This is a genomic window from Candidatus Neomarinimicrobiota bacterium, assembly GCA_018647265.1.
Taxonomy (GTDB): domain Bacteria; phylum Fidelibacterota; class Marinisomatia; order Marinisomatales; family TCS55; genus TCS55.
Genome location: JABGTK010000133.1, coordinates 1 through 20731, shown reverse-complemented (window position 1 = coordinate 20731; position 20731 = coordinate 1). Strand labels below are relative to the sequence as shown.

Genomic DNA, 20731 nt, shown 5'->3' with positions numbered 1-20731 from the left:
TTATACCCTCTGATGTTACACTTTCACCGCTAAATAATTTTGCAATGGCCTGAACTTTTTCTCCACTATCCAAATATCTTGCTATCACTTCTGTATGCTCACTTTTTAATTTTTTATGAATATATATATGGTGCTGTGCCCGAGATGCTATCTGGGGTAAATGGGTAATACATATTACCTGTTTTTCTTGGCTTAACTTTTCCAATGCTTCCGCCACCTTTTCTGCCGCTTGTCCGGAGATACCTGAATCAATTTCATCAAAGATTAATGTTTCAACAGGATCGCTTTTTTTCAAGACAGATTTAATCGCCAGCATGATACGCGACACCTCTCCACCAGAAGCAACTTTGGCTAATGGCTTCGGCAATTCTCCCGGGTTTGCACTAAGATAAAATTCTACTTTATCATATCCTTTAGAGCCATATTTTACCGGTTTATCTTCAAATTTTATGAAGCTGCTGTTGTCTTCGGTATGAATGATTTGAACCTGAAATTTTGCACCACCCATATTGAGTTCTGCCATTTCTAATTCAATTTCGGAAGAAATTTTTTGGGAAAATGTTGTTCGATTCTGATTTAATTGATCCGCAAACTTTTGATATCGTATAATTAAATGAGATTTTTCTAATTCTAGTTCAGATATTTTTTGGTCTAAACCAGATAATTCCGCCAAATCATTTTCAGCCTCTTCAATAAAAGATTGCACCGATTCAATAGATCCACCATATTTTCTTTTTAAAGATTCAATCGCATGGAGACGTTCTTCAATTTCTTGAAGGTGGTCTTTATCAATATCAATAGATTCCACATGTTGAACCATTCCCGCAGATGCATCCTGAATAGATAATGCAGCTCTTTCGATAGAACCAATAAATGGACTTATAGCGTCGTCATATTTTGCAAGGCGTTCTAACTCATTCAAAGAAGATGACAATTGACGATATATAGAATGATCATTTTCGGTTAAGGATTGGTTTAAATTTTGAATAGTGGCAATCAATTCATCCACATGGTTTAATCGCTTAAACTCTTTCCCAAGATCAATATCTTCGTCAATTTGTGGATCAATCGCCTGAATTTCCTGGATTTGAAATTGGAGTAATTCTTTTCTGTTAGCAGCATCTTTTTGCAATGCAATTAACTTTTCTAATTTGCTTATCGTTTGGGATAACTCTAAATAAACCGCCTCTGTTTTTTGAATCAACTCTTCTGAATCGCAAAAACTGTCTAAAAAATCAACATGGGTTGTGGCATTCATAATATATTGTTGTTCATGTTGACCATGAAAATCTGCCAAAGGATTTACCAATTCCCGAAAAGGCTGTTCGGCCATCGGTTCATTATTAAAGAAAGAACGGGTACGACCACCTTTACTGATTAATCGTCTGTAAATATCAGATTTCCCATTCACGCTCAATTCGACTTCAACCACAGATTGCTCTTGGCCGCTACGAACATCCGTTTTATCTGTTTTAGCACCCAATGCAATACTTAATGATTTCAATAGGATTGATTTTCCTGCACCAGTTTCACCGGTGATTACCGTTAGACCATTTTTGATTGGAAGCGCCAATTCCCTAATTATGGCAAAATCTTTTATATAAATATGGTTAATCACTTTTTATCATTTCCTAAAACAAGGAGTGCTCCAATGACAACACCTATCGTATCCGCAAGTACGTCCCATCCGCTGGAGAACCGTCCTGATATAAATGATTGTAAATATTCATCCGTGAAACCAAAAAAGATTCCAAATGAGATTACGAATTTCAGATTCTTTGTTAATATGGAATTCATACTTTTCATAGCCAACACGCCCAAAATAAAATATTCCACCAAGTGAATCAGTTTATCCCATGTAAGCAGCCAAGTCTTTGGGATACTTTGGCCCGGCAAACTGGATACGCTCAATATCAATAGCATATAGGCAACCAATAGAATGCGAAACGTTTTATGATTCATATTCATGTAGAACCTTGCCGATTTTATATAATAAATCTCCCGCGATCATACCGCGCTGACTAATGGATTTCGCCAATTGATCTGCTGCCTTTCCGTGTATATAGATTGCTGCTTTTGCCGCATTTACTGCATTGAATCCTTGTGCCATGAAAGATGCCACCATTCCAGTCAATACATCACCTGACCCTGCCGTAGCTAAGCCTGGATTCCCGGTGGAATTAACAGCACCTTTACTACCCCATGCAACCAAAGAAGGTGCAAATTTGGCAATAAGTACACCAGCAAAATTATTAATCATTTTATCAATTGCGGTGGGGAGGTCATTGCGTATTCTATCTGCGGGGGTATCTATCAATTGGCTCATTTCACCCAAGTGCGGTGTAATCACAAATTCATTCTTAATTTGGTTGAACAAATCCATATTGTTATAAAATGGCCGTAACCCATCCGCATCAATTACCATAGGTTTTTCAACAGCTTGAACCAATTTTTCAACCAAATCTGCAGTTCCACTATTATTTCCTAAACCGGGTCCTATTGCTACCACATCACACCATTCTACCCATTTCATAATTTCATTATAATTTTCTTTGGATAAATATCCACGGCCGTTATCCTCGCATGGAACGGTCATTCCTTCTGTTATTTTTTCCTCATAAATACTATTAAGTGATGCGGGAGCACAAGTAATGGTTAATCCAGCACCACTTCGCAAGGCTGCCATTGTGGAGAGATAGGCCGCACCGGTCATCCCTTTTGATCCGGCAATTAAAAGCACTTTTCCTTGGATATGCTTATAGGTTGATTTGTGTAGGGGTTTTATAATTGTTTGAATTTCTTCCTGAGAAATAGCTGACCATTTACGACCATCTAAATCAGACACAATATTAGGGAAACCAATATCCACAGGATGTATCCGCCCGGAATAACTTTTCCCCGGTTCAATCATCATACCCACTTTTGAAAAACCCATAGTAATCGTATGATTGGCGTTTACCGCATGACTATCGACTACACCGGAATTGGCATCCACACCCGATGGAATATCAATAGAAACTGTTTCGCAGCAATTATTCAACCAATCAACCCAAGGAAAAAGTTCTTCTCTAATTTTCCCAATAAAACCGGTACCTAAAAGTCCGTCTATCATTAAATCAAATTTTGGTTTTGTAGTGGGTAGTAAGGCATTATAAATAATGGTTATTCCTGCTTCATTACATTGTTCATGATAAATTTTGGAATCACCTTTCACCTCATTCACAACCAATGAGTATATGGTAACACGAAAACCCCAGTTATAAAGGATCACAGCAGTGGCATATCCATCTCCCCCATTATTCCCTTTTCCACAAACAATTCCTATATGTGGCTGATGTATGTTAACCAGTTGAGCACGAACAAATTCTGCTATTTTTTGACCGGCATTCCCCATTAATATTTCGCCAGTTATGCCATACTCAGCCATGGCTAATCGATCAAAGTCTCGCGATTGTTGGCGAGTAACTAACTGCATTTAGATTGCCAAGATGGCCATAGCTATGGCATATTCGAATTCGTGGGAAATGCTTACTTTTAGATTATTATATTTATATTTGTGGATTGGTAAAACAATCGGCGCACCAGTATCAGAAGGTAGAATTTCAATTTCATTGAATCCAATTTGCACAGCCAATCCTGAGGATAAAAAACATTTTTTGATAGCTTCTTTCGCGGCAAACCTTCCTGCATAATGTATAGCGGGTTCAGCCTTCCCATCGCAGTAAACAATTTCTTTGGGGGTAAACGTTTTTTGTTTGAAGCGATTGCCGTGTTTTTCCAGCAATTGCTTAATTCGTTTTACCGAAACGATATCCGTTCCGATGAAAGGATTAGACGTCGTTCAACTCCTCGATGATTCCAACCACCTCGTAAATATCATTTACATCATAATTTGCACCGGAATCAACAGTACCAAATGTATCGCCATAACGAGCGAAAATGGTCTTCATGCCAATTTGTCCCGCGCCAACCACGTCTCGCTCCGGCCAGTCACCAATCATGAGTGCCTCGTCTGGTTTTACTTTAAGATGTTTCAATGCCATTTCAAATGGTTTTGGAGACGGTTTACGTACGCCAGTATCATCAAATGTTAGCACAGGGTCAAATACATGATGGAGGTTTAGGTAATATAAACGCATCCAAGCTTCACGGCTAGGGGCGTCAGAGACCACAGCAAGCTTAATTCCCATTTTTATTAATTGAATCAGTGTTTTATTTACATTGGGATAAACGAGCAAAGTTGCTTCACGGGCACGGCGATAGGATACAATTCCTGCGGCGAGAATTTTATGACTAACTTCGCCAGTTGTCTGGTTTAAATAGTCATCAAACACCAGTTGGTTTTCCCATCCTTTTTCCATGTAAAGATCAAAAATATCTTGATAAGCTTTATCTTCGTCAACATGGAGACCGGCCTCATTCATTGCAGTAATAGCCGCCTTAACTGCAAACTGCTTCATCTTGATAAAATCAAGCAGCGTATTATCTAAATCAAAGATGATTGCTTTAATCATCGCTTATAATCCAAACCCCTTAAGGGTTAATTTTCGTATTTCTGGGGGTTTTTAACTTTATCAATTTCATATTCTGCCATTTTCCGCCATGAACGGTCATTCCTGGCTTTTTCAAATGCATTTACTGCGCCTGTTTTATTACCTTTTCCACCGCACCATTCAGCAACACCCAATTCAAACCAACCACCCCCAAAACGACTTTTTAATTCTGTTGCGCTACGAGCTGCATCCTTGGCACCATTACAATCACCTGAGGCATTATAAGCACCTGCCAATCGGAAAAAGCTCATAGCATCACGTTCATTCAATGATGTTGCATTCACCAAGTTTGTTGAAGCTTGTTCCCAGTTTTGCTCTTCCAAATAGATTATACCGAGACTTGCATATCCTTTGGCATATTTTGGATTAACAGTAATGGACATATTCAAAACCTGTTTAGCTTTTTCATAATTTTTATTAGCGATGTAAATATCTCCCATTGCGCCATATGCTTTGTCATATCCAGGGTGAATATCAACTGCAGATTCAAATGCAGCCAAAGCGCCTTCGGAATCATTCAGACCGCTTTTGGCTAATCCTAAAGCAAAATAGCCTTTATAGAATTGGGGATTTACAGCCAATGCTTTTTCGTACGATACAGTAGCCGCATCTTTATCACCCAATTTAGATTGAATCACACCAATCTGGTAAAGTGCCTGGTAAAAAGTATCATCTACTTCCAGCACTTTTTCATAAGAATCTAAAGCACCTTCCGAATCACCCCGTTTATAAGATTGATTGCCAGAGTTAAAATATTTTTTGGCTACATTTTTTATGGCCGCCAATGCTGTTTTATGCCCAGGGTTTATTTCCATTGTTTTATGAAAATAACCCACAGCATCGGTGAATTCTTTTTTACGAAAGTGAACCAATCCCATATTGAATACTGATTCAGGGTAATTAGGAAATTTTTCGGAAGCAATTCGGAATGATTCAAATGCATCTTCTACCTCTCCATTCTTCATGGATCGTATCCCTTTACTCATGAGTGTATTCAATTCACTCAATTTTTCAAATTCGTCGCGGAAATCTTGGCTTTCCGGATCAGCATCAATGGCTTCTTTTAAAAATGCTTGAGTTTGTTTTAAGTCGCCTTTACGTAGAGCTACATGGGCCAATCCCAGGTTTGCCGGGGCAAAGGTAGGATCTGCTTCTAAGGCTGCTTTAAACCCCGCCTCAGCTTCTGAAATTTTCCCAGCGTTTAAACTTGTTTGAGCGTTATTATATAATTCAACTGGCGATTGTGCGAAAACAAATCCCATCAACAGGGTAATAATAGATATTTTTTTCAACATTGTGTGATTCTTCCTCATATTAAATTTATCGTGCCGAAGGGGGGACTCGAACCCCCACAGGGTTTCCCCCACATGCCCCTCAAGCATGCGTGTCTACCAATTCCACCACTTCGGCAAATTCCCAAACTATTGCTTATCTTCTGCCTTTTGAAGTGGCGAAGTGGGTAATACTAATTCCTCATTAGAAGGGGCCAATGTACGCTCTTCTTGCGCTTGTTCGATAACCGAACTGCCATCACCGGCAGATGGTGATCCCACAAGGCTTATCAAAAGGGCCAAGCCCATGAAAGCTACCGCAAGATAAGTAGTAATTTTGCTCAAAGCAGTTGCGGCGCTACGTCCGCCAAAAATAGCATTGGTTGTTTGACCACCAATTGAACCGGCTAATCCGCCGCCCTGACTGGCTTGCATTAACACCACAGTGATCAGTAATAAACTGATAATTGCATGAATTGTAATTAAAAATCCTAACACGATTTACCTCTTATAAAATTTTGATACTTGTTCTATTATGCTGCAAAAACTGTCTTCTTTTAGGCTTGCTCCGCCAATAAGAAAACCATCTACACCTTTAATCTGGATCAATTCAGCAGCATTATTTTCATTCACTGATCCACCATAAAGAATCGGCACTTCATTGCCCTCTTCGCCAAACATTCCTCCAAGAATGGATTTAACAGAAAAATGGGCTACTGCCACCTGTTCCTCGGAAGCTGTTTCACCAGTTCCAATTGCCCATACCGGTTCATAGGCGATTATCATATTTTCCGGATCGATAGTTTCTAATCCTTTCAATCCAATCTGGATTTGATCTTTAAGCACATCAATTGTACTGTTTGCTTGTCGATCTTCCAATGTTTCGCCGATACAAAACATGGGAATCAATCCACCATCTAATACAGCATGCACTTTTTTATTAATGAAAGAATCAGATTCTCCAAAGACATGACGCCGTTCAGAATGACCTAAAATTACGTATTCGACACCTTCGGATTTTAGCATTTCCACTGAAATTTCACCGGTGAAAGCGCCTTGTGCTTTATGATGTACATTTTGTGCACCAACACTAAAATCGGAACCGTCAATTGTTTCAACTATGGAAAAGAGCGTCGTAAAAGGCGGGCAGAATATAACCTTTGCTTCCGCCTTATCCAATACACGATTTTTGATTTTACCGACGAAGGAGACTCCTTCATCTCGTGTTTTGTGCATCTTCCAGTTTCCGGCAACTATAGGTTTAAATTTCATAATTAAAGTTCCAATGAATAGATTGCGGGAAGAGGATTCCCAGATAAAAGTTCTAAAGAAGCTCCGCCGCCAGTTGAGACGTGACTAACCTGTTTCATTAATCCATATTTATTGATGGCAGCAGCTGAGTCACCACCACCAACGATGGTCATGGCTTCCCCTCTGGTTACTTCAACAAGCTTTAGAGCTATATTTTGGGTGCCTTTTTGAAATCCATCAACTTCAAAAACTCCCATGGGGCCATTCCATAAAATAGTTCCAGAATCTTCAATTATTTCAGAAAAAGCTTCCACCGTTTCAGGACCAATATCTAAACCCATTAAATGATCAGGAATCTTTCCCGCTGAAAAGACTTCTATTTGATCACCATGTTTCATGGATTCAGCACATACTATATCTTTTGGAAAGACCAATTTTGATTTTCCACGTGCCTTCGACATTATCGCTTTTGCGGTTGGAATCATAGATTCATCAACTAGAGAATTTCCTATATCCTTCCCTTGAGCCTTTAAAAAAGTAAAAGCCATTCCACCGCCAATGAGAATGTGTTCAGCCTTACCGATAAAATTATGGATTAGATTCAATTTCGAATCGATTTTTGCGCCACCCAGTATTACGGTTAATGGCCGTTGAGGTTTTATCATAGCTTCAGAAAGGAATTGCATTTCTGTCTCAAGAAGAAAGCCCATTCCTTTATGAGTGAAATTTTTAGCTACACCTGTGTTGGATGCGTGTGCGCGGTGGGCGGTTCCAAAAGCATCATTAATATAAATTTGACCATGCTTAGCCAAGTTCGCACTAAAGATGGGGTCATTCTTCGTTTCCTCAATATGAAAGCGTAAATTTTCGAGTAAATGAATTTCACCCCCGCGGAGCCCCAAAGATACATCATGGGCATCCTCGGAAACACAATCATCAGAAAACTTAATGGGCATTTCTAATAGGTCCGCCAAAGTTTCTCCGGCAGGAATTAAACTCATTTCCGGTAAAACCTTTCCATTCGGCCTTCCCAAATGGGACATTAATACAACATTGGCCCCTTCTTTAAGGCAATACTGAATTGTAGGTAGGGCGGCCCGAATCCGAAAATCATCGACAACACGATCATTTTCGATAGGTACGTTAAAATCCACACGAATGAGGATACGCTTTTCTTTAAGATCAAAAGATTTAAGAGGTTTTATCACGAGGTTTTTTATTTTTTTATTTTAGGTGTCGCCAGGGTTATTGCCATTACATAGTCTGCACCACCCTGTTTTAAAGCTTTTGAACAAGCGGACATTGTGGCGCCCGTTGTCAAAACATCATCAATAATTCCGATTTTCATTCCTTTCAAGGGGCGGGAAGTTACAAAAGCATTTTCCATATTTTGAAGACGTTCTTCTCGATCAAGTGTAGTTTGTGAAATAGTATATGATTTTCGCTTAATAATAGTTAGATCATGAGGTCGGCCAATTTGCCTTGCAAACCCCTTAGCGATCCACCCCGCTTGGTTATATCCCCGCTCTCTTTCCTTTTTTTGATGAAGGGGGATTGCTGTAATTAAATCCACATTCTGAAAGGTCTTTTTTTGAAATTCTTTGGCAGCATATTTCCCCATCTCACTTCCAATCCTTGCCCGATCTGCATATTTCAGTTGGTGGATTACTTCCTGTAAGGTGTCGTTGAACCACCAACAAGAGTAAGCTTCATCAATGTATTCAGGAAAGTGGATCTCATTAATTCGATTTTCTTTTTCAGTCGGTTCAAGTTTTCCAATACAAGGTTTACAGAGAATTCCAGAAGATAAATATCGACTTGCCGATTTATCCTCACAGGATAAACAGAAATTGGGAAATATCAATTTCATTAATACGCTGGCGGCCGACTGATGATAATTCATATGTGGAATCTACATATAATTCTATTTAAATAGATGGTAGAGTGCGTTAATTTTCACATGAGTACAACATGGCTACTGAACCTAAAGCATCCATAAATTTCCAAGATCTTATGCTTCACCGCATTCACGAGATCCTTCTTGTGGCTAGTCCATATGACGCCTTTATTTTAGAGGAAGATGGACGACTCACCCAGCAAATTCTATACGAATACCTAGGTATGAACCTCAGTTATGCCCCCCGAGTCTGGCATGCGAAAAATGCTAGTACTGGCCTCCAAATGTTATCCAACCGCAGTTTTGATTTAGTTATTGTTATGATGCGAATTGCAGACATGGATCCAATAACTTTTGGTGAAAAGGTTAAAAAATCCTACCCAGGGAAGCCAATTATTCTATTGGCATTTGATGAATCAGAAATCACTAATTTACCTCAGGACCGTCTTGAAAAAACAATCGAAAAGGTTTTCATTTGGACGGGGAATGCCAATGTATTTCCTGCTATCATAAAATATATTGAAGATAGGATGAACCTTCACAGGGATTATAAAATTGCCGATATTCGCGCCATCGTCCTAGTGGAAGATAACCCTCGGTTTTACTCTATTATTTTACCCTTGATCTATCGTATTGCCCTAAAGCACGCGCGTGATTTGATCAATAAAAGTTTGTCCGATACTGACAAACTTTTATTATTCCGGGCACGGCCAAAAATCATCCTTGCTTCTTCCTACGAAGAAGCTGTTCAATACTATGATAAATACCGCCACAATATTTTAGGATTCATATCCGATGTTCGTTTTCCAAAGGGTGGCCATTTGGATCTCCACGCAGGCGTTAAGTTGGTGGAATATATCCGCCAGAAGGATTCGGATATGCCCGTGGTGCTCCAATCCACGAACCTTGAGCATTATAAGGATGCAAAAAAAGTTACTGCCTCATTCATTCATAAAGAATCGGCCACTTTGCTTCAAGACATGGATGACTTTATTATAAACAATTTCGGCTTTGGCGATTTCATATTTAGAAACCCCCGCGGCAAAGAGATCGCCCGAGCAAACGACCTATTGGGATTCCGAAAATCACTGACAAAGATACCTGACAATTCACTGGAATTTCATGCTTCAAAAAATCACTTTTCGAATTGGTTAGCGGTACGTGCGGAATTTTCAATAGCTTCAAATATTAGACCACTTAAAGTTCATGATTTTAAAAGTTTAGACGAGTTAAGAAAACTGATAATTGAACTTATTGATGCCGGTATTCAAGCCCATCACGAAGGTAAGATAGTTCAATATTCTTCCACTACAAAAAATGAATCGCTAAATTTTGTCCGCCTCGCTACTGGCTCACTGGGAGGTAAAGCACGCGGTCTAGCTTTTGCAAACAATATGCTATCTGACGGAAAAATAAATAAAGAATTCCCCGATATTTATTCACGCGTACCTAAGATAGCCGTGATTGGAACAGATGAGTTCGACTTTTTTATGAATGAAAATAAATTATGGAAGGTGGCTTTTTCTAAAAACAAACCAGATAAAGCCATTTCAAAGGCATTCTTAAAGGCATCCCTTTCAAAAGAATTATTGAACACCCTTTCCCGCTATTTATCTAAAGTGAAATATCCCATTGCCGTTCGTTCTTCTAGCCTCCTAGAAGATTCCCAATATCAACCATTGGCAGGAATGTATTCTACTTTCATGCTCTCCAATTCAGATAAATCCAGGACAACTCGGTTAGAACAATTAACAAAAGCAATAAAACTAGTCTATGCATCTACATATTTTAAGGAACCCAAATCATTGATTGAAGGGTCTGTCCATCGTCATGAAGAAGAAAAGATGGCCGTAATTATCATGGAACTGATTGGACAACAACACGAAGATCGCTTCTATCCCTCGGCAAGTGGATCTGCTCAAAGTTTTAATTATTACCCCATTTCATATATGAAACGAGAAGAAGGTGTTGCATTCTTAGCATTGGGTTTGGGACGCACAATCGCTGAAGGAGAAAAATCCTTAAGATTTTCACCAAAATATCCCGGAATTATTCCCCAATACTTTTCTGTTCGATCAACTATCGCCAATTCTCAAAATCAGTTTTATGCCCTGAATTTGGAAAAAGGAAATAAGCTGATGAAATACGGTGAAAAAGAAAATACATCAGCTTACGACCTTAGTTTTGCCGAAGGTGATGGGGAATTGCGTTGGGCAGGGAGTGTTGTTTCTGAGGAAGATAATGTGATTCGTGATTCGCTCCGCCATAAAGGGACCCGTGTAATTACATTCCCCTCTTTGCTCAAATGGAAGACAGCGCCCATACCTGAACTTTTGACAAAGGTATTGACCATGGGCGAAGATGCATTGGGCTGTCCTGTAGAAATTGAATTTGCTGTAAATCTTTATAAAGATCAAAATAAAAAGCATGAATTTTGTTTATTACAAATAAAACCCATGGTTATCGGCGGTTTGGATCGCGTCCAGAAATTTGATTCATTAAATAAAAATGATATAATTTGTTCCAGTTCTATTGCATTAGGGAATGGGGTTATTGATAATCTTCAAAATATTGTAATCGTTGATCCCAAGGTATTTGATGCGGCACACACCCAAACTATCGCCAAAGATATTGAGCACATCAACAGCAAAATGCCCAATGGCGAAAAGTTTATTCTTATTGGTCCCGGCCGATGGGGTTCCGCCGATCCTTGGTTGGGCATCCCTGTAAACTGGGATCAGATTTCAAATGCTAAAGTTATCATTGAAGTTGGTATGGATTCTTTTCCCGTTGATCCATCATTCGGTAGTCATTTCTTCCAGAATGTGACTAGCATGCGGATTGGTTATTTCACTATTAATCATAAAAAGGAAATGGACCGGTTGAATATGAAATGGATAGACGAACAACCTGTGAATTCCGTTACCAAATATACTAAATGGATTCATTTGGATCGTCCAGTTACTGTAACAATTGATGGGCAAACCGGAGAAGGCGCGATTATAAAACCATTGGATGAAGCACAGGAAATCATGGATGAACACGAAGCTTCCGGAATATAAAAAGCCTCTGCCCCTTCGACAAGTTCAGGGTAACAGAGACTTTTATTTAGTTTATAATTGAGTTAGTTTAGATCAAACAACGCCTTGATCCATCATAGCATCTGCCACTTTGATGAAACCGGCAATGTTGGCACCTTTTACATAGTCTGTGAAATCACCTTTTTGGCCATGATTTACGCAGGCAGTATGAATGCTTTTCATAATGCTTTGCAATTTCTGATCAACTTCTTCCCTGCTCCAAGATAACCGCATAGAATTTTGGCTCATTTCTAAACCAGATACGGCAACACCACCCGCATTAGCAGCTTTACCAGGACCAAAAAGAATCTTATTATTAAGGAAGACTTCAACGGCTCCTGGCTCTGATGGCATGTTCGCACCTTCAGCCACAGCCATACATCCATTTTTTATCAATGTTTTGGCTTCCGATTCATTAATTTCATTTTGTGTAGCACAAGGTAATGCAACATCACACGGTACACTCCAAGGGCGTTGACCTTCTAAATAGGTGGCACCAAATTTATCGGCATATTCCTTAATTCGACCCCGTTTTACATTTTTTAGATTCATGATAAATTTCAGTTTTTCTGCATCAATTCCATCTGAATCATGAATTGAACCGCTAGAATCAGAAAGGGTAACAACCTTTCCACCTAGATCATTCACTTTTTCGGTAGCAAATTGCGCTACATTTCCCGAACCAGATACTGTAACTGTTTTTCCTTTAAATGAATCACCTTTGGTTTTCAGCATTTCTTCTGCGAAATACACACAGCCGTAACCAGTAGCTTCTGGTCGAATAAGGCTTCCACCCCAGTTCAACCCTTTTCCCGTTAGAATACCGGTAAATTCATTACGAATACGCTTATACTGACCAAACATGTAACCAATCTCGCGGCCGCCTACACCAATATCTCCCGCCGGAACATCAGTATCAGGACCGATGTGACGAGATAATTCAGTCATAAAAGATTGGCAAAAACTCATTACTTCATTATCAGTTTTTCCCTTGGGATCAAAATCAGACCCACCTTTACCGCCACCCATAGGCAACGTAGTTAGACTGTTTTTAAACACCTGTTCAAAGCCTAAAAATTTCAGGATGCCAAGATTAACTGATGGATGGAATCGAAGGCCACCTTTATAAGGACCGATGGCTGAATTGAATTCAACCCGGAATCCACGATTCACTTCCACTTCGCCTCGGTCATTGCGCCATGGCACACGAAACATGATAACCCGCTCCGGCTCAGTGATTCTTTCTAATACTTTTGCATGCATATAATCTGGGTGATCTTGTAAAAAATCCCATAGAGATTCCACAACTTCCTGGACGGCTTGATGAAATTCTCTTTCACCTTGATTCTTGGCCTCAACCTGGCCCATAAATTCTTCAATTGAATTATACATTGACTCTCCTTGAACGATACGAATGATAAGAACTCAAACTATTCTTTTTGGGTTTCCATAAAGCTACGGAAATTAAAGGTGATTTGGGGGAAAACTCATATAAAATTGTTTGAAAGAAAATATTTTATTCCTGTAAGTTCGGCGGCTTTTTTAAAGATATTATGGCGGCGTAGCTCAGCTGGTTAGAGCACCGGAATCATAATCCGGGTGTCCGGGGTTCGAGTCCCTGCGCCGCTACTTAAAATAGAAAATCCCCATAATGGGGATTTTTTATTTAGTGTCATTGCTGTCATTATCGATTTTTGGCCAATTTAATTCATATGTATTCTACAACGCCGGCCAATCCGGTGGTAATTCAAATGGTTCAGGACCGGTACTACCGCCACCAGTCAATGCCTTGGTTGACATAACATCTACTTTACCCAGTGGTAGTGTAATTCGTCCAATCACATCACCATTACCCTGTCCCCATAATAGGAAAGTGAAAATTATTATTGTTGCTAGTTTTCTTAGAATATTTGAGTCCTTCTACTTAGTTACTTCTGTAAGTCACCTCAAATAGTTACAAAGTTTTTTATTTTTTTGTCGTGCCGATAATCATATACCTTAACCCGCCTACACACCGTAGCCTTGCCTTTTGCTAGGGATCTAGACTGAAACTGGATAATGGCATTATCTATCATTTTTGGTCTCGCCGGTTACTTTTAAGGCAAGCACCAATTACGCTTGTAGTTTTATCTCCTGTAGTACAGACATTCCTGTCTGTACAAAAACAAACAGGAATGTCTGTACTACAAAGAAGTGGTTTGTTATTATTTTTTATAAGCGACAGACTTTATAATTAGGCATGAGAACATTTGATTGTTATTATTTTTGTTTTAGATTGATTCACAATAACCTTAGGAAATTGAATAAAATGAAACGAATAACTGTATTTTTAATATTATTAACAACCTTGGCAACAGCCCAATTACGAATTGGAATTGATGCGTCGAGAGAAGAATCCATACTCGGTATTAGTGAAAAAAAAATAGATGGTATGGGCTTTACCTTGGGATATGAGTTTATGCTTCTTAGCCTAATTGGCGTTGGAGGTGAATACACTGCTGGTGGCGACGAAGGAATTGATATGGTCTACGGCTATGCCGTTGGCAAAATTCCTGTCGGGTTACCCATGTTCAGAGGAATAGTTCGAGCTGGATATTCAATGCCAATGGGCGATGCGGCTGATTTTTATGATCCCGGTTTAGCCTATGGCCTTGGTTTAAGATTCAAAATGCCACTCATACCCGTAGGAGCAGAAGCACTATACACTATCCATAGTTTAGAAATGAAACCTGATGGTGACGGATTAAATGAACTAATTAATGCATTAGAAATGAAATATAATGTAATGAGTCTTGTTGTTACCTACTCCTTCTAAACACAGAAGAATATAGACTAAAATGCCCTGTCCTGTTTAAAGTAGGATGGGGCATTTTTATTTCAATTATATCTCATAGCAATGTGGGCATCGAATATACATGGTCGATGAAAAGTGATTAAATTATATAATCCACTCAAATAAAACGATTGTGAATAATCCCCAAGCCGTACCGCTAACCATGCTCAAAATTGCTAGAACTATGGCATGGGGCATCCATTCCTTTTCATATGCAGCCGTTACAGCCGGTGCTGTTGAAATTCCTCCTAGGTTTGCCATACTAGCTATGGGGATCCAAGCGGCATGTATCTTGGCGTAATAGGCAACTATCATCATACCCACATAATGAAGGATAATCCAAACAATGCTAATGCCTATCAAAGATGTTGGAATATCAAATGCATTGAAATTGAGCTTTAATCCCAATGTTGCCATAATGATCAAAATTAACTTCCCCCCCAACTTAAGAACAATTTGATGATCCCATGACTGAATCAAATTTCCCAATCCCAACCCTATAAATGATAAAATAACCACCTTCAACAAAAAGGATAAATCTGCCACGTAAAATCCAAAAGATATGAGAGACACCACCCCGATGGTGATCCATGTATCACGTCTTTTAACTTTTTCCAAATTCATCACTGACAATTGTGGCTTTTCAGCAGAAATATTAAGCCATCGATTAATCTTATCACTTCGTTTAATGAATTGAAACATAAGAATAGTCCAAATATTTACTAAAATATTGTCAAGAACTAGTATAGCCACGAATAATTCTTCTGAGCAATTCACAACTTCTTTAAGTACCAATTGACTAGTGCTTCCCCCAATCCAACTTCCCACAATCGGAACCAAGCCTCGCCATAATTCTTCTGTAATAATTTGTTTTGCCGCGACCGGATCAATAATTTGATAAAGCATAACCAAAATTGGCGGCAAAACAGCAATGATGAATGATCCTGAAACAAAAAGGAAAATTGGCTTAATTCCCACAATTCGCAATTGCTTGAATAGCAATGCACTCATGACACAGAGAATAGCCAAAGGAATAATAATTCCTTTGCTAAAACCATGAATGGCTGAAGAACCCATATCTAAATTGAATGTATGGGTTATAATTGCTGGAATCACATAAGCGAATAAAATAGGTGGGAACCAATTAAAGATCCGCTGTAAAAAAGGCGACTCAACAGTTTGGATTTTTGAAATAAAGGTAACAGTTATTGCGACAATCAGTATGGGTAAAATCATTTATTCTGCTCTGGTTCTATTTCTATATATTTTTCATTATTTAGAATCAACTTTCCTGACCACCCCATAATCCTCTCCTATTGCAGGAGTGAAAAGCCACATACTCTCCCTTTTCATAGAAAATATTTATAATTCCTTTTTAAGCAATTGAATATCCTCTATCAAACGATTCACCTCATGGGCGATTGTGCCGTTATAAATGCCTCGGATTCGACGTTCTTGATCTACGAGAATGAAATTTTCTGTATGAATAAAGGCATTTTTCATTTTTTCTTCAATTTTAGAAATACTGAAATATCCCTGCCGAGCAATGCCATACAATTCGGATTTTTTTCCTGTAACCAAATGCCATTGATTACTATTTATTCTGTGCATTTCACTATAAGCTTTCAAGACTGCAGTTGAATCATTTTCAGGATGTACCGTATGGGAAATGATCTTCACATTTTGGTCGTCCTTAAAGGCTTTCTGAACTTTACCCATATGTTTAGTGAGTGTGGGGCAAATCCCCGGACAAGTGGTAAAGAAAAAATCCGCTACATAAATTTTACCATCAAATACTTCATTGGTAATCACATTACCATTTTGATCCATAAAACTAAAACTTGGAATTCTATGAACTTGAGTTTTATCAACAAATTCCTTATCCACCCAATCGGGATCAATATCTGATGGGTGGTAAATGGGTAACCGAAATGGTTCAGAACCATTTCCCAAGAAAAATACGAATGCTACAGAAATTCCAACTGCTGATATTATGAGGACTTTTTTCATTATTGGTAAGGACTCATGCAAAGAGATGAACCCATAAAACCATAACGTTTTCCATTAATGTAGGTATACTTAAAACGTAAATCTCCGTCATTCCGCCAACCCTGTTGAAGTCCATCTTGTCGTCCATTAGAAAAATGATTCAGTACGGCCAGTTGACCATTTACAAACCACTCTTTCACCTCGCCACTCAGTAGACCATCATTAAAATATTGTTCTGACCGAATTTGTCCATTGGGCCACCACCCTAAATGTGTTCCAACTTGATTTCCTTTTCGAAACTTACCATGAGACTTTTTATTCCCATCGGCAAAATGACGAATGCTCAACCCTTCTCTTTTTCCATTCTTATAAAAGGATTTCGACCAAGTTCCTGTTATTTCAGTTTTAATAAGACGACCTGAAAAAAGGGAGTTATTGTGATATAGTTCACCATTATTTATTGAAAAAGTTTCATCAAATGTGACGGTTGATGACTCACACCCTACCATTAAAAATATTATAGAGAATATAAATATTCTCAATTTCCAGGCCCTCCGCCCCATCCAAAACCAATCGAACCGCGAAAAGATCCCACGATATACGGTGCAGTGAATGTGGTATGATAGTGGTAGATACCGTCGGGGAAATCGGGCGTTGGACCAAATTCACCATGGCTATCATCTAAATCGGAAACATTTTTCCCATCATCATTTTTGGGACCGTATACAGGAAATCCATCAGCAGCAAAACCGATAAAATTATCCTCGGTAGAATTCAGGACAGAATCCGGAATCATATGATAATGATAATCCCCTCGCATTGCAGGGTGGCCGGCGCTACCATCTAAACTTTGTGCGATACCTTCTCCTGGCATTAGGACTGTATTCCCAGCTTCATACTGGTTAAATAATGGCGTTCCATTGATTGTTACACCAATCGGCCCCATAAAAGTATCTGATGTTTGGTTGGACACTTTTGGATTCAAAGGAATCCGAAAAGTATAATTTCGTTCAGCAATATAATTTGGATTCTGTCGAAAGTTCGATTGACCATTTGACCACATATCGTTAGTGCCATCATTGTCACTGTCCACCCAATAGTAATATCCATTTTGAGATAAATTTTCCGTCTGCGGGAAATATGGACTTTTATGTCCAGGAACACCATCCGCATTAATTACAATATCATCACCATCAACATAGACATTTACCGAAGTGTCAAAATATTTAAATACTTTCGTTAAATCAAATTTCACCCCATTCATTTTATCAATTCCATCATTTGTATTCTTCTCTACCTCATCACAGCCAAATAAAATGAATGTAAAAATGAATAATATGGAACGTGCAAGTTTCATCTTTTGGTCTCCTTTATTTTTTTTCAACAATTAGACTAATCAATTAACCCGTAGTTAATATTACACAGAATTTTTAATATGTTCGGACAACCATTTAACGTAATTTTTGTCGATATAGGGAACAACCAGATAATCTGTTTGTTATAATGAAATTAATCATTTGGTAATAGGAGAATTCCATGTTTAAAAAATCACTAATAATTAGCTTATTTGCGACCATTTTTATGGTTGGTTGTGAACAGAAAGCAGATACACCATTTAATATTGAATATGAGAAATATACACTTGATAATGGGTTGACCGTTATCCTCCATGAAGATAAGTCAGATCCCATTATTGGTGTAGCCATCCAATACCATGTTGGATCCAATCGTGAAATACCCGGCCGAACCGGCTTTGCTCACCTTTTTGAACACATGTTGTTCCAAGAATCCCAGCACGTAGGACAAGACCAATTCTTTAAGAAAATTCAAAATGTCGGTGGTACCCTCAACGGCGGTACTAACAAAGATGGTACAGTATATTATGAAGTTGTTCCCAAAAATGCGCTAGAAACTGTCCTTTGGATGGAATCAGACCGGATGGGCTGGCTCCTCTCTACCGTAACACAACTTGCTTTTGAGAATCAACAGGAAGTGGTCCAAAATGAAAAACGGCAGCGTGTGGATAACCGTCCTTACGGCCACGGAGATTATGTGGTAATTAAAAATTTATATCCTGAAGACCATCCCTACAACTGGACAACAATTGGTGAATTGGAAGATCTTCAAAATGCAACACTAACAGATGTTCGCTCATTCTATGAAGAATGGTATGGCCCAAATAATGCAACTATGGTAATTGCCGGTGATATAAATAAAAAAGAAGTAAAAAAACTGGTTGAAAAATATTTTGGCGAAATTAAAGCAGGTCCAGACAATGGTAACCCCGAACCCATGCCTGTTGAATTAAGCAAAACTAAAAAGTTATACCACGAAGATAATTTCGCCCGTTCCCCCCGTCTTTCTATGGTCTTTCCTACGGTTGATCAAAAACATTTTGATGCTCCCGCATTAGAACTTTTGGGACAATTAATGGGCGATGGTAAAAAGGCGCCTTTGTATAAAGTTATTGTTGAAGAAAAGAAACTGGCATCAAATCTATATTCTTACAGCGGTACCCAAGAAATTGCAGGAACATTTAATATTGTTGTCGATGGGTTTCCAACCTCAAGTCTTACCGATGTTGAAAATGCCGTTCACGAATCATTTGCCCGATTTGAAAGTGATAGCTTTACTGCAGAAGACCTTGCTCGTCTAAAAGCCAAATATGAAACCGGTTTCTACCAAGGCATTTCCTCTGTTCTTGGCAAAGGATTTCAATTGGCCCATTATAATGAATATTATGGTTCTCCCGATGCTATAGCGAGTGAACTCCAAAAGGTCCTCGATGTAAACATGAGTGACGTAAAACGGGTGTTTGAAAAATACATTAAAAGCCAAAATTATATATTGACTAGTTTTGTCCCTAAAGGGAAAGTCGATCTTGTGGCTGAAGGATCTGTCCTTTTTCCAATTTCGGAAGAAAAGATTGTTAAAAATGTAACCAAAGAAGCTGGAACAGGCGACATGGATGTATCTGAAATTCCATCTACATTCGACCGTTCCGTTGAACCGGTAGATGGACCACAACCTCGTTTAAATCTCCCAAAAATCTGGCAGCATGATTATGATAAAGGTATATCCCTTTATGGTGCCAAACATGATGAACTGCCCTTGATCAGCTTCGGCATTCAAATTGATGGCGGTATGTTGTTGGACGAACCCAACAAAATTGGCGTTGCAAATCTCATTACCGATATGCTAATGGAAGGTACGGCCAACAAAACACCGGTTGAACTTGAAGAAGCTATCGATGCGCTCGGTTCTTCTATCAGGATGGTTACAAGGGCACAATCCATTAATATCGAAGCCACAACGCTAAAACGAAATTTTGATGCAACGTTGGCCTTAGTAGAAGAGATCCTCTTTGAACCCCGTTGGGATGCCACAGAATTTGACCGTATCAAACGGGAAACAGCAGAATCAATTAAAAGAAGAGCCGCTGTCCCCTCATCAATTGCATCCAATGTATATAACAAATTAATCTATGGCGATCATATTTTAGCTAACGCCACAGTAGGAACGGTTGAATCGGTTGAGGCAATACAACTGGATGATTTGAAAAGCTACTATAATGCCAATTTCTCTGCCGACCTGGCTAATGTTAGCATTGTAGGAAATATCAGCCGGAGTGAAGCCGTTAAGGTATTTAAAGGTCTAGTCGACGGTTGGGATGCGAAGGAAGTTTCGTTCCCCGAATATAAATTGCCTGTACCAAATAAAAATGCAACCGTGTACTTTGTCGATGTACCCAATGCCAAACAGTCAGAAATCCGCATTGGCTACCTTGGCTTAGCTCGCACTGATCCTGATTTTTTCCCTGCCACAGTTATGAATATGAAACTGGGTGGCAATTTTAG

At 38.9% G+C, this 20731-nt stretch carries 18 protein-coding genes and 2 tRNA genes; 4 read left to right on the top strand and 16 right to left on the bottom strand.

Annotated elements, in window-relative coordinates; genetic code table 11:
- From recN to HN459_08140, 11 genes are all read right to left on the bottom strand, one after another.
- On the bottom strand, nucleotides 1-1618 hold a 1618-nt coding region (gene recN / locus HN459_08190), incomplete at its 3' end, for a DNA repair protein RecN (protein MBT3479424.1).
- The gene (gene vanZ, locus HN459_08185; protein ID MBT3479423.1) at nucleotides 1615-1962 is read right to left on the bottom strand and encodes a VanZ family protein; all 348 of its coding nucleotides are present in this window, start codon (nucleotides 1960-1962) and stop codon (nucleotides 1615-1617) included. The genes recN and vanZ, both read right to left, overlap by 4 nt.
- Nucleotides 1952-3475 carry an NAD(P)H-hydrate dehydratase gene (locus tag HN459_08180; GenBank protein ID MBT3479422.1) on the bottom strand — a complete coding sequence of 508 codons (1524 nt, stop codon included), beginning with the start codon at nucleotides 3473-3475 and terminating at the stop codon, nucleotides 1952-1954. The genes vanZ and HN459_08180 overlap by 11 nt, the downstream gene beginning before the upstream one ends.
- Nucleotides 3476-3823 carry a holo-ACP synthase gene (acpS, locus tag HN459_08175; protein ID MBT3479421.1) on the bottom strand — a complete coding sequence of 116 codons (348 nt, stop codon included), beginning with the start codon at nucleotides 3821-3823 and terminating at the stop codon, nucleotides 3476-3478. It abuts the gene before it with no gap.
- A gap of 7 nt (nucleotides 3824-3830) precedes the next feature.
- On the bottom strand, nucleotides 3831-4514 hold the full coding sequence (locus HN459_08170; GenBank protein MBT3479420.1) for a TIGR02253 family HAD-type hydrolase: 684 nt from the start codon (nucleotides 4512-4514) through the stop codon (nucleotides 3831-3833).
- A 26-nt stretch (nucleotides 4515-4540) separates the two neighbouring features.
- Nucleotides 4541-5848, bottom strand: coding sequence for a tetratricopeptide repeat protein (locus tag HN459_08165; protein ID MBT3479419.1), 1308 nt, complete (start codon nucleotides 5846-5848; stop codon nucleotides 4541-4543).
- A gap of 31 nt (nucleotides 5849-5879) precedes the next feature.
- Nucleotides 5880-5963, bottom strand: a tRNA-Leu gene (locus tag HN459_08160).
- Between the two features lie 11 nt (nucleotides 5964-5974).
- Entirely contained in the window at nucleotides 5975-6322 is a 348-nt protein-coding gene (gene secG, locus HN459_08155; protein ID MBT3479418.1) for a preprotein translocase subunit SecG, read from the bottom strand.
- A gap of 3 nt (nucleotides 6323-6325) precedes the next feature.
- On the bottom strand, nucleotides 6326-7096 hold the full coding sequence (locus HN459_08150) for a triose-phosphate isomerase (protein MBT3479417.1): 771 nt from the start codon (nucleotides 7094-7096) through the stop codon (nucleotides 6326-6328).
- Nucleotides 7097-7098: 2 nt separating this feature from the next.
- Nucleotides 7099-8283 (bottom strand): phosphoglycerate kinase, encoded by a 1185-nt coding sequence (locus HN459_08145; GenBank protein ID MBT3479416.1) that lies wholly within the window; start codon nucleotides 8281-8283, stop codon nucleotides 7099-7101.
- An 8-nt stretch (nucleotides 8284-8291) separates the two neighbouring features.
- Complete coding sequence (locus HN459_08140) at nucleotides 8292-8945, bottom strand: ComF family protein (GenBank protein MBT3479415.1); 654 nt, start codon at nucleotides 8943-8945, stop codon at nucleotides 8292-8294.
- A 101-nt stretch (nucleotides 8946-9046) separates the two neighbouring features.
- Between HN459_08140 and HN459_08135 the strand changes: the two genes are divergently transcribed.
- Nucleotides 9047-12034 carry a hypothetical protein gene (locus HN459_08135; protein ID MBT3479414.1) on the top strand — a complete coding sequence of 996 codons (2988 nt, stop codon included), beginning with the start codon at nucleotides 9047-9049 and terminating at the stop codon, nucleotides 12032-12034.
- Between the two features lie 72 nt (nucleotides 12035-12106).
- Here the strand turns inward: HN459_08135 and gdhA are convergent, their stop codons facing one another.
- On the bottom strand, nucleotides 12107-13444 hold the full coding sequence (gene gdhA, locus HN459_08130) for an NADP-specific glutamate dehydrogenase (protein ID MBT3479413.1): 1338 nt from the start codon (nucleotides 13442-13444) through the stop codon (nucleotides 12107-12109).
- Nucleotides 13445-13607: 163 nt separating this feature from the next.
- On the opposite strand from gdhA, the gene HN459_08125 reads away from it, so the two are divergent.
- Nucleotides 13608-13681: transfer RNA gene (locus HN459_08125), tRNA-Met, on the top strand.
- Between the two features lie 679 nt (nucleotides 13682-14360).
- Nucleotides 14361-14867: a hypothetical protein gene (locus tag HN459_08120; protein ID MBT3479412.1), complete on the top strand. Its 507-nt coding sequence runs from the start codon at nucleotides 14361-14363 to the stop codon at nucleotides 14865-14867.
- A gap of 123 nt (nucleotides 14868-14990) precedes the next feature.
- Here the strand turns inward: HN459_08120 and HN459_08115 are convergent, their stop codons facing one another.
- From HN459_08115 to HN459_08100, 4 genes are all read right to left on the bottom strand, one after another.
- A complete protein-coding gene (locus HN459_08115; GenBank protein MBT3479411.1) occupies nucleotides 14991-16121 on the bottom strand; it encodes a DUF819 family protein in 1131 nt (376 codons plus the stop codon).
- 126 nt (nucleotides 16122-16247) lie between these two features.
- On the bottom strand, nucleotides 16248-16895 hold the full coding sequence (locus tag HN459_08110) for an SCO family protein (GenBank protein ID MBT3479410.1): 648 nt from the start codon (nucleotides 16893-16895) through the stop codon (nucleotides 16248-16250).
- Nucleotides 16895-17416 carry a toxin-antitoxin system YwqK family antitoxin gene (locus HN459_08105; protein MBT3479409.1) on the bottom strand — a complete coding sequence of 174 codons (522 nt, stop codon included), beginning with the start codon at nucleotides 17414-17416 and terminating at the stop codon, nucleotides 16895-16897. Before HN459_08105 ends, HN459_08110 begins: the two co-directional genes overlap by 1 nt.
- A complete protein-coding gene (locus HN459_08100) occupies nucleotides 17413-18231 on the bottom strand; it encodes a YHYH protein (protein MBT3479408.1) in 819 nt (272 codons plus the stop codon). Before HN459_08100 ends, HN459_08105 begins: the two co-directional genes overlap by 4 nt.
- A 179-nt stretch (nucleotides 18232-18410) precedes the next feature.
- Here HN459_08100 and HN459_08095 point away from each other — a divergent pair.
- Nucleotides 18411-20731, top strand: a 2321-nt coding sequence (locus HN459_08095) for an insulinase family protein (GenBank protein ID MBT3479407.1), incomplete at its 3' end; no start/stop codon positions are given.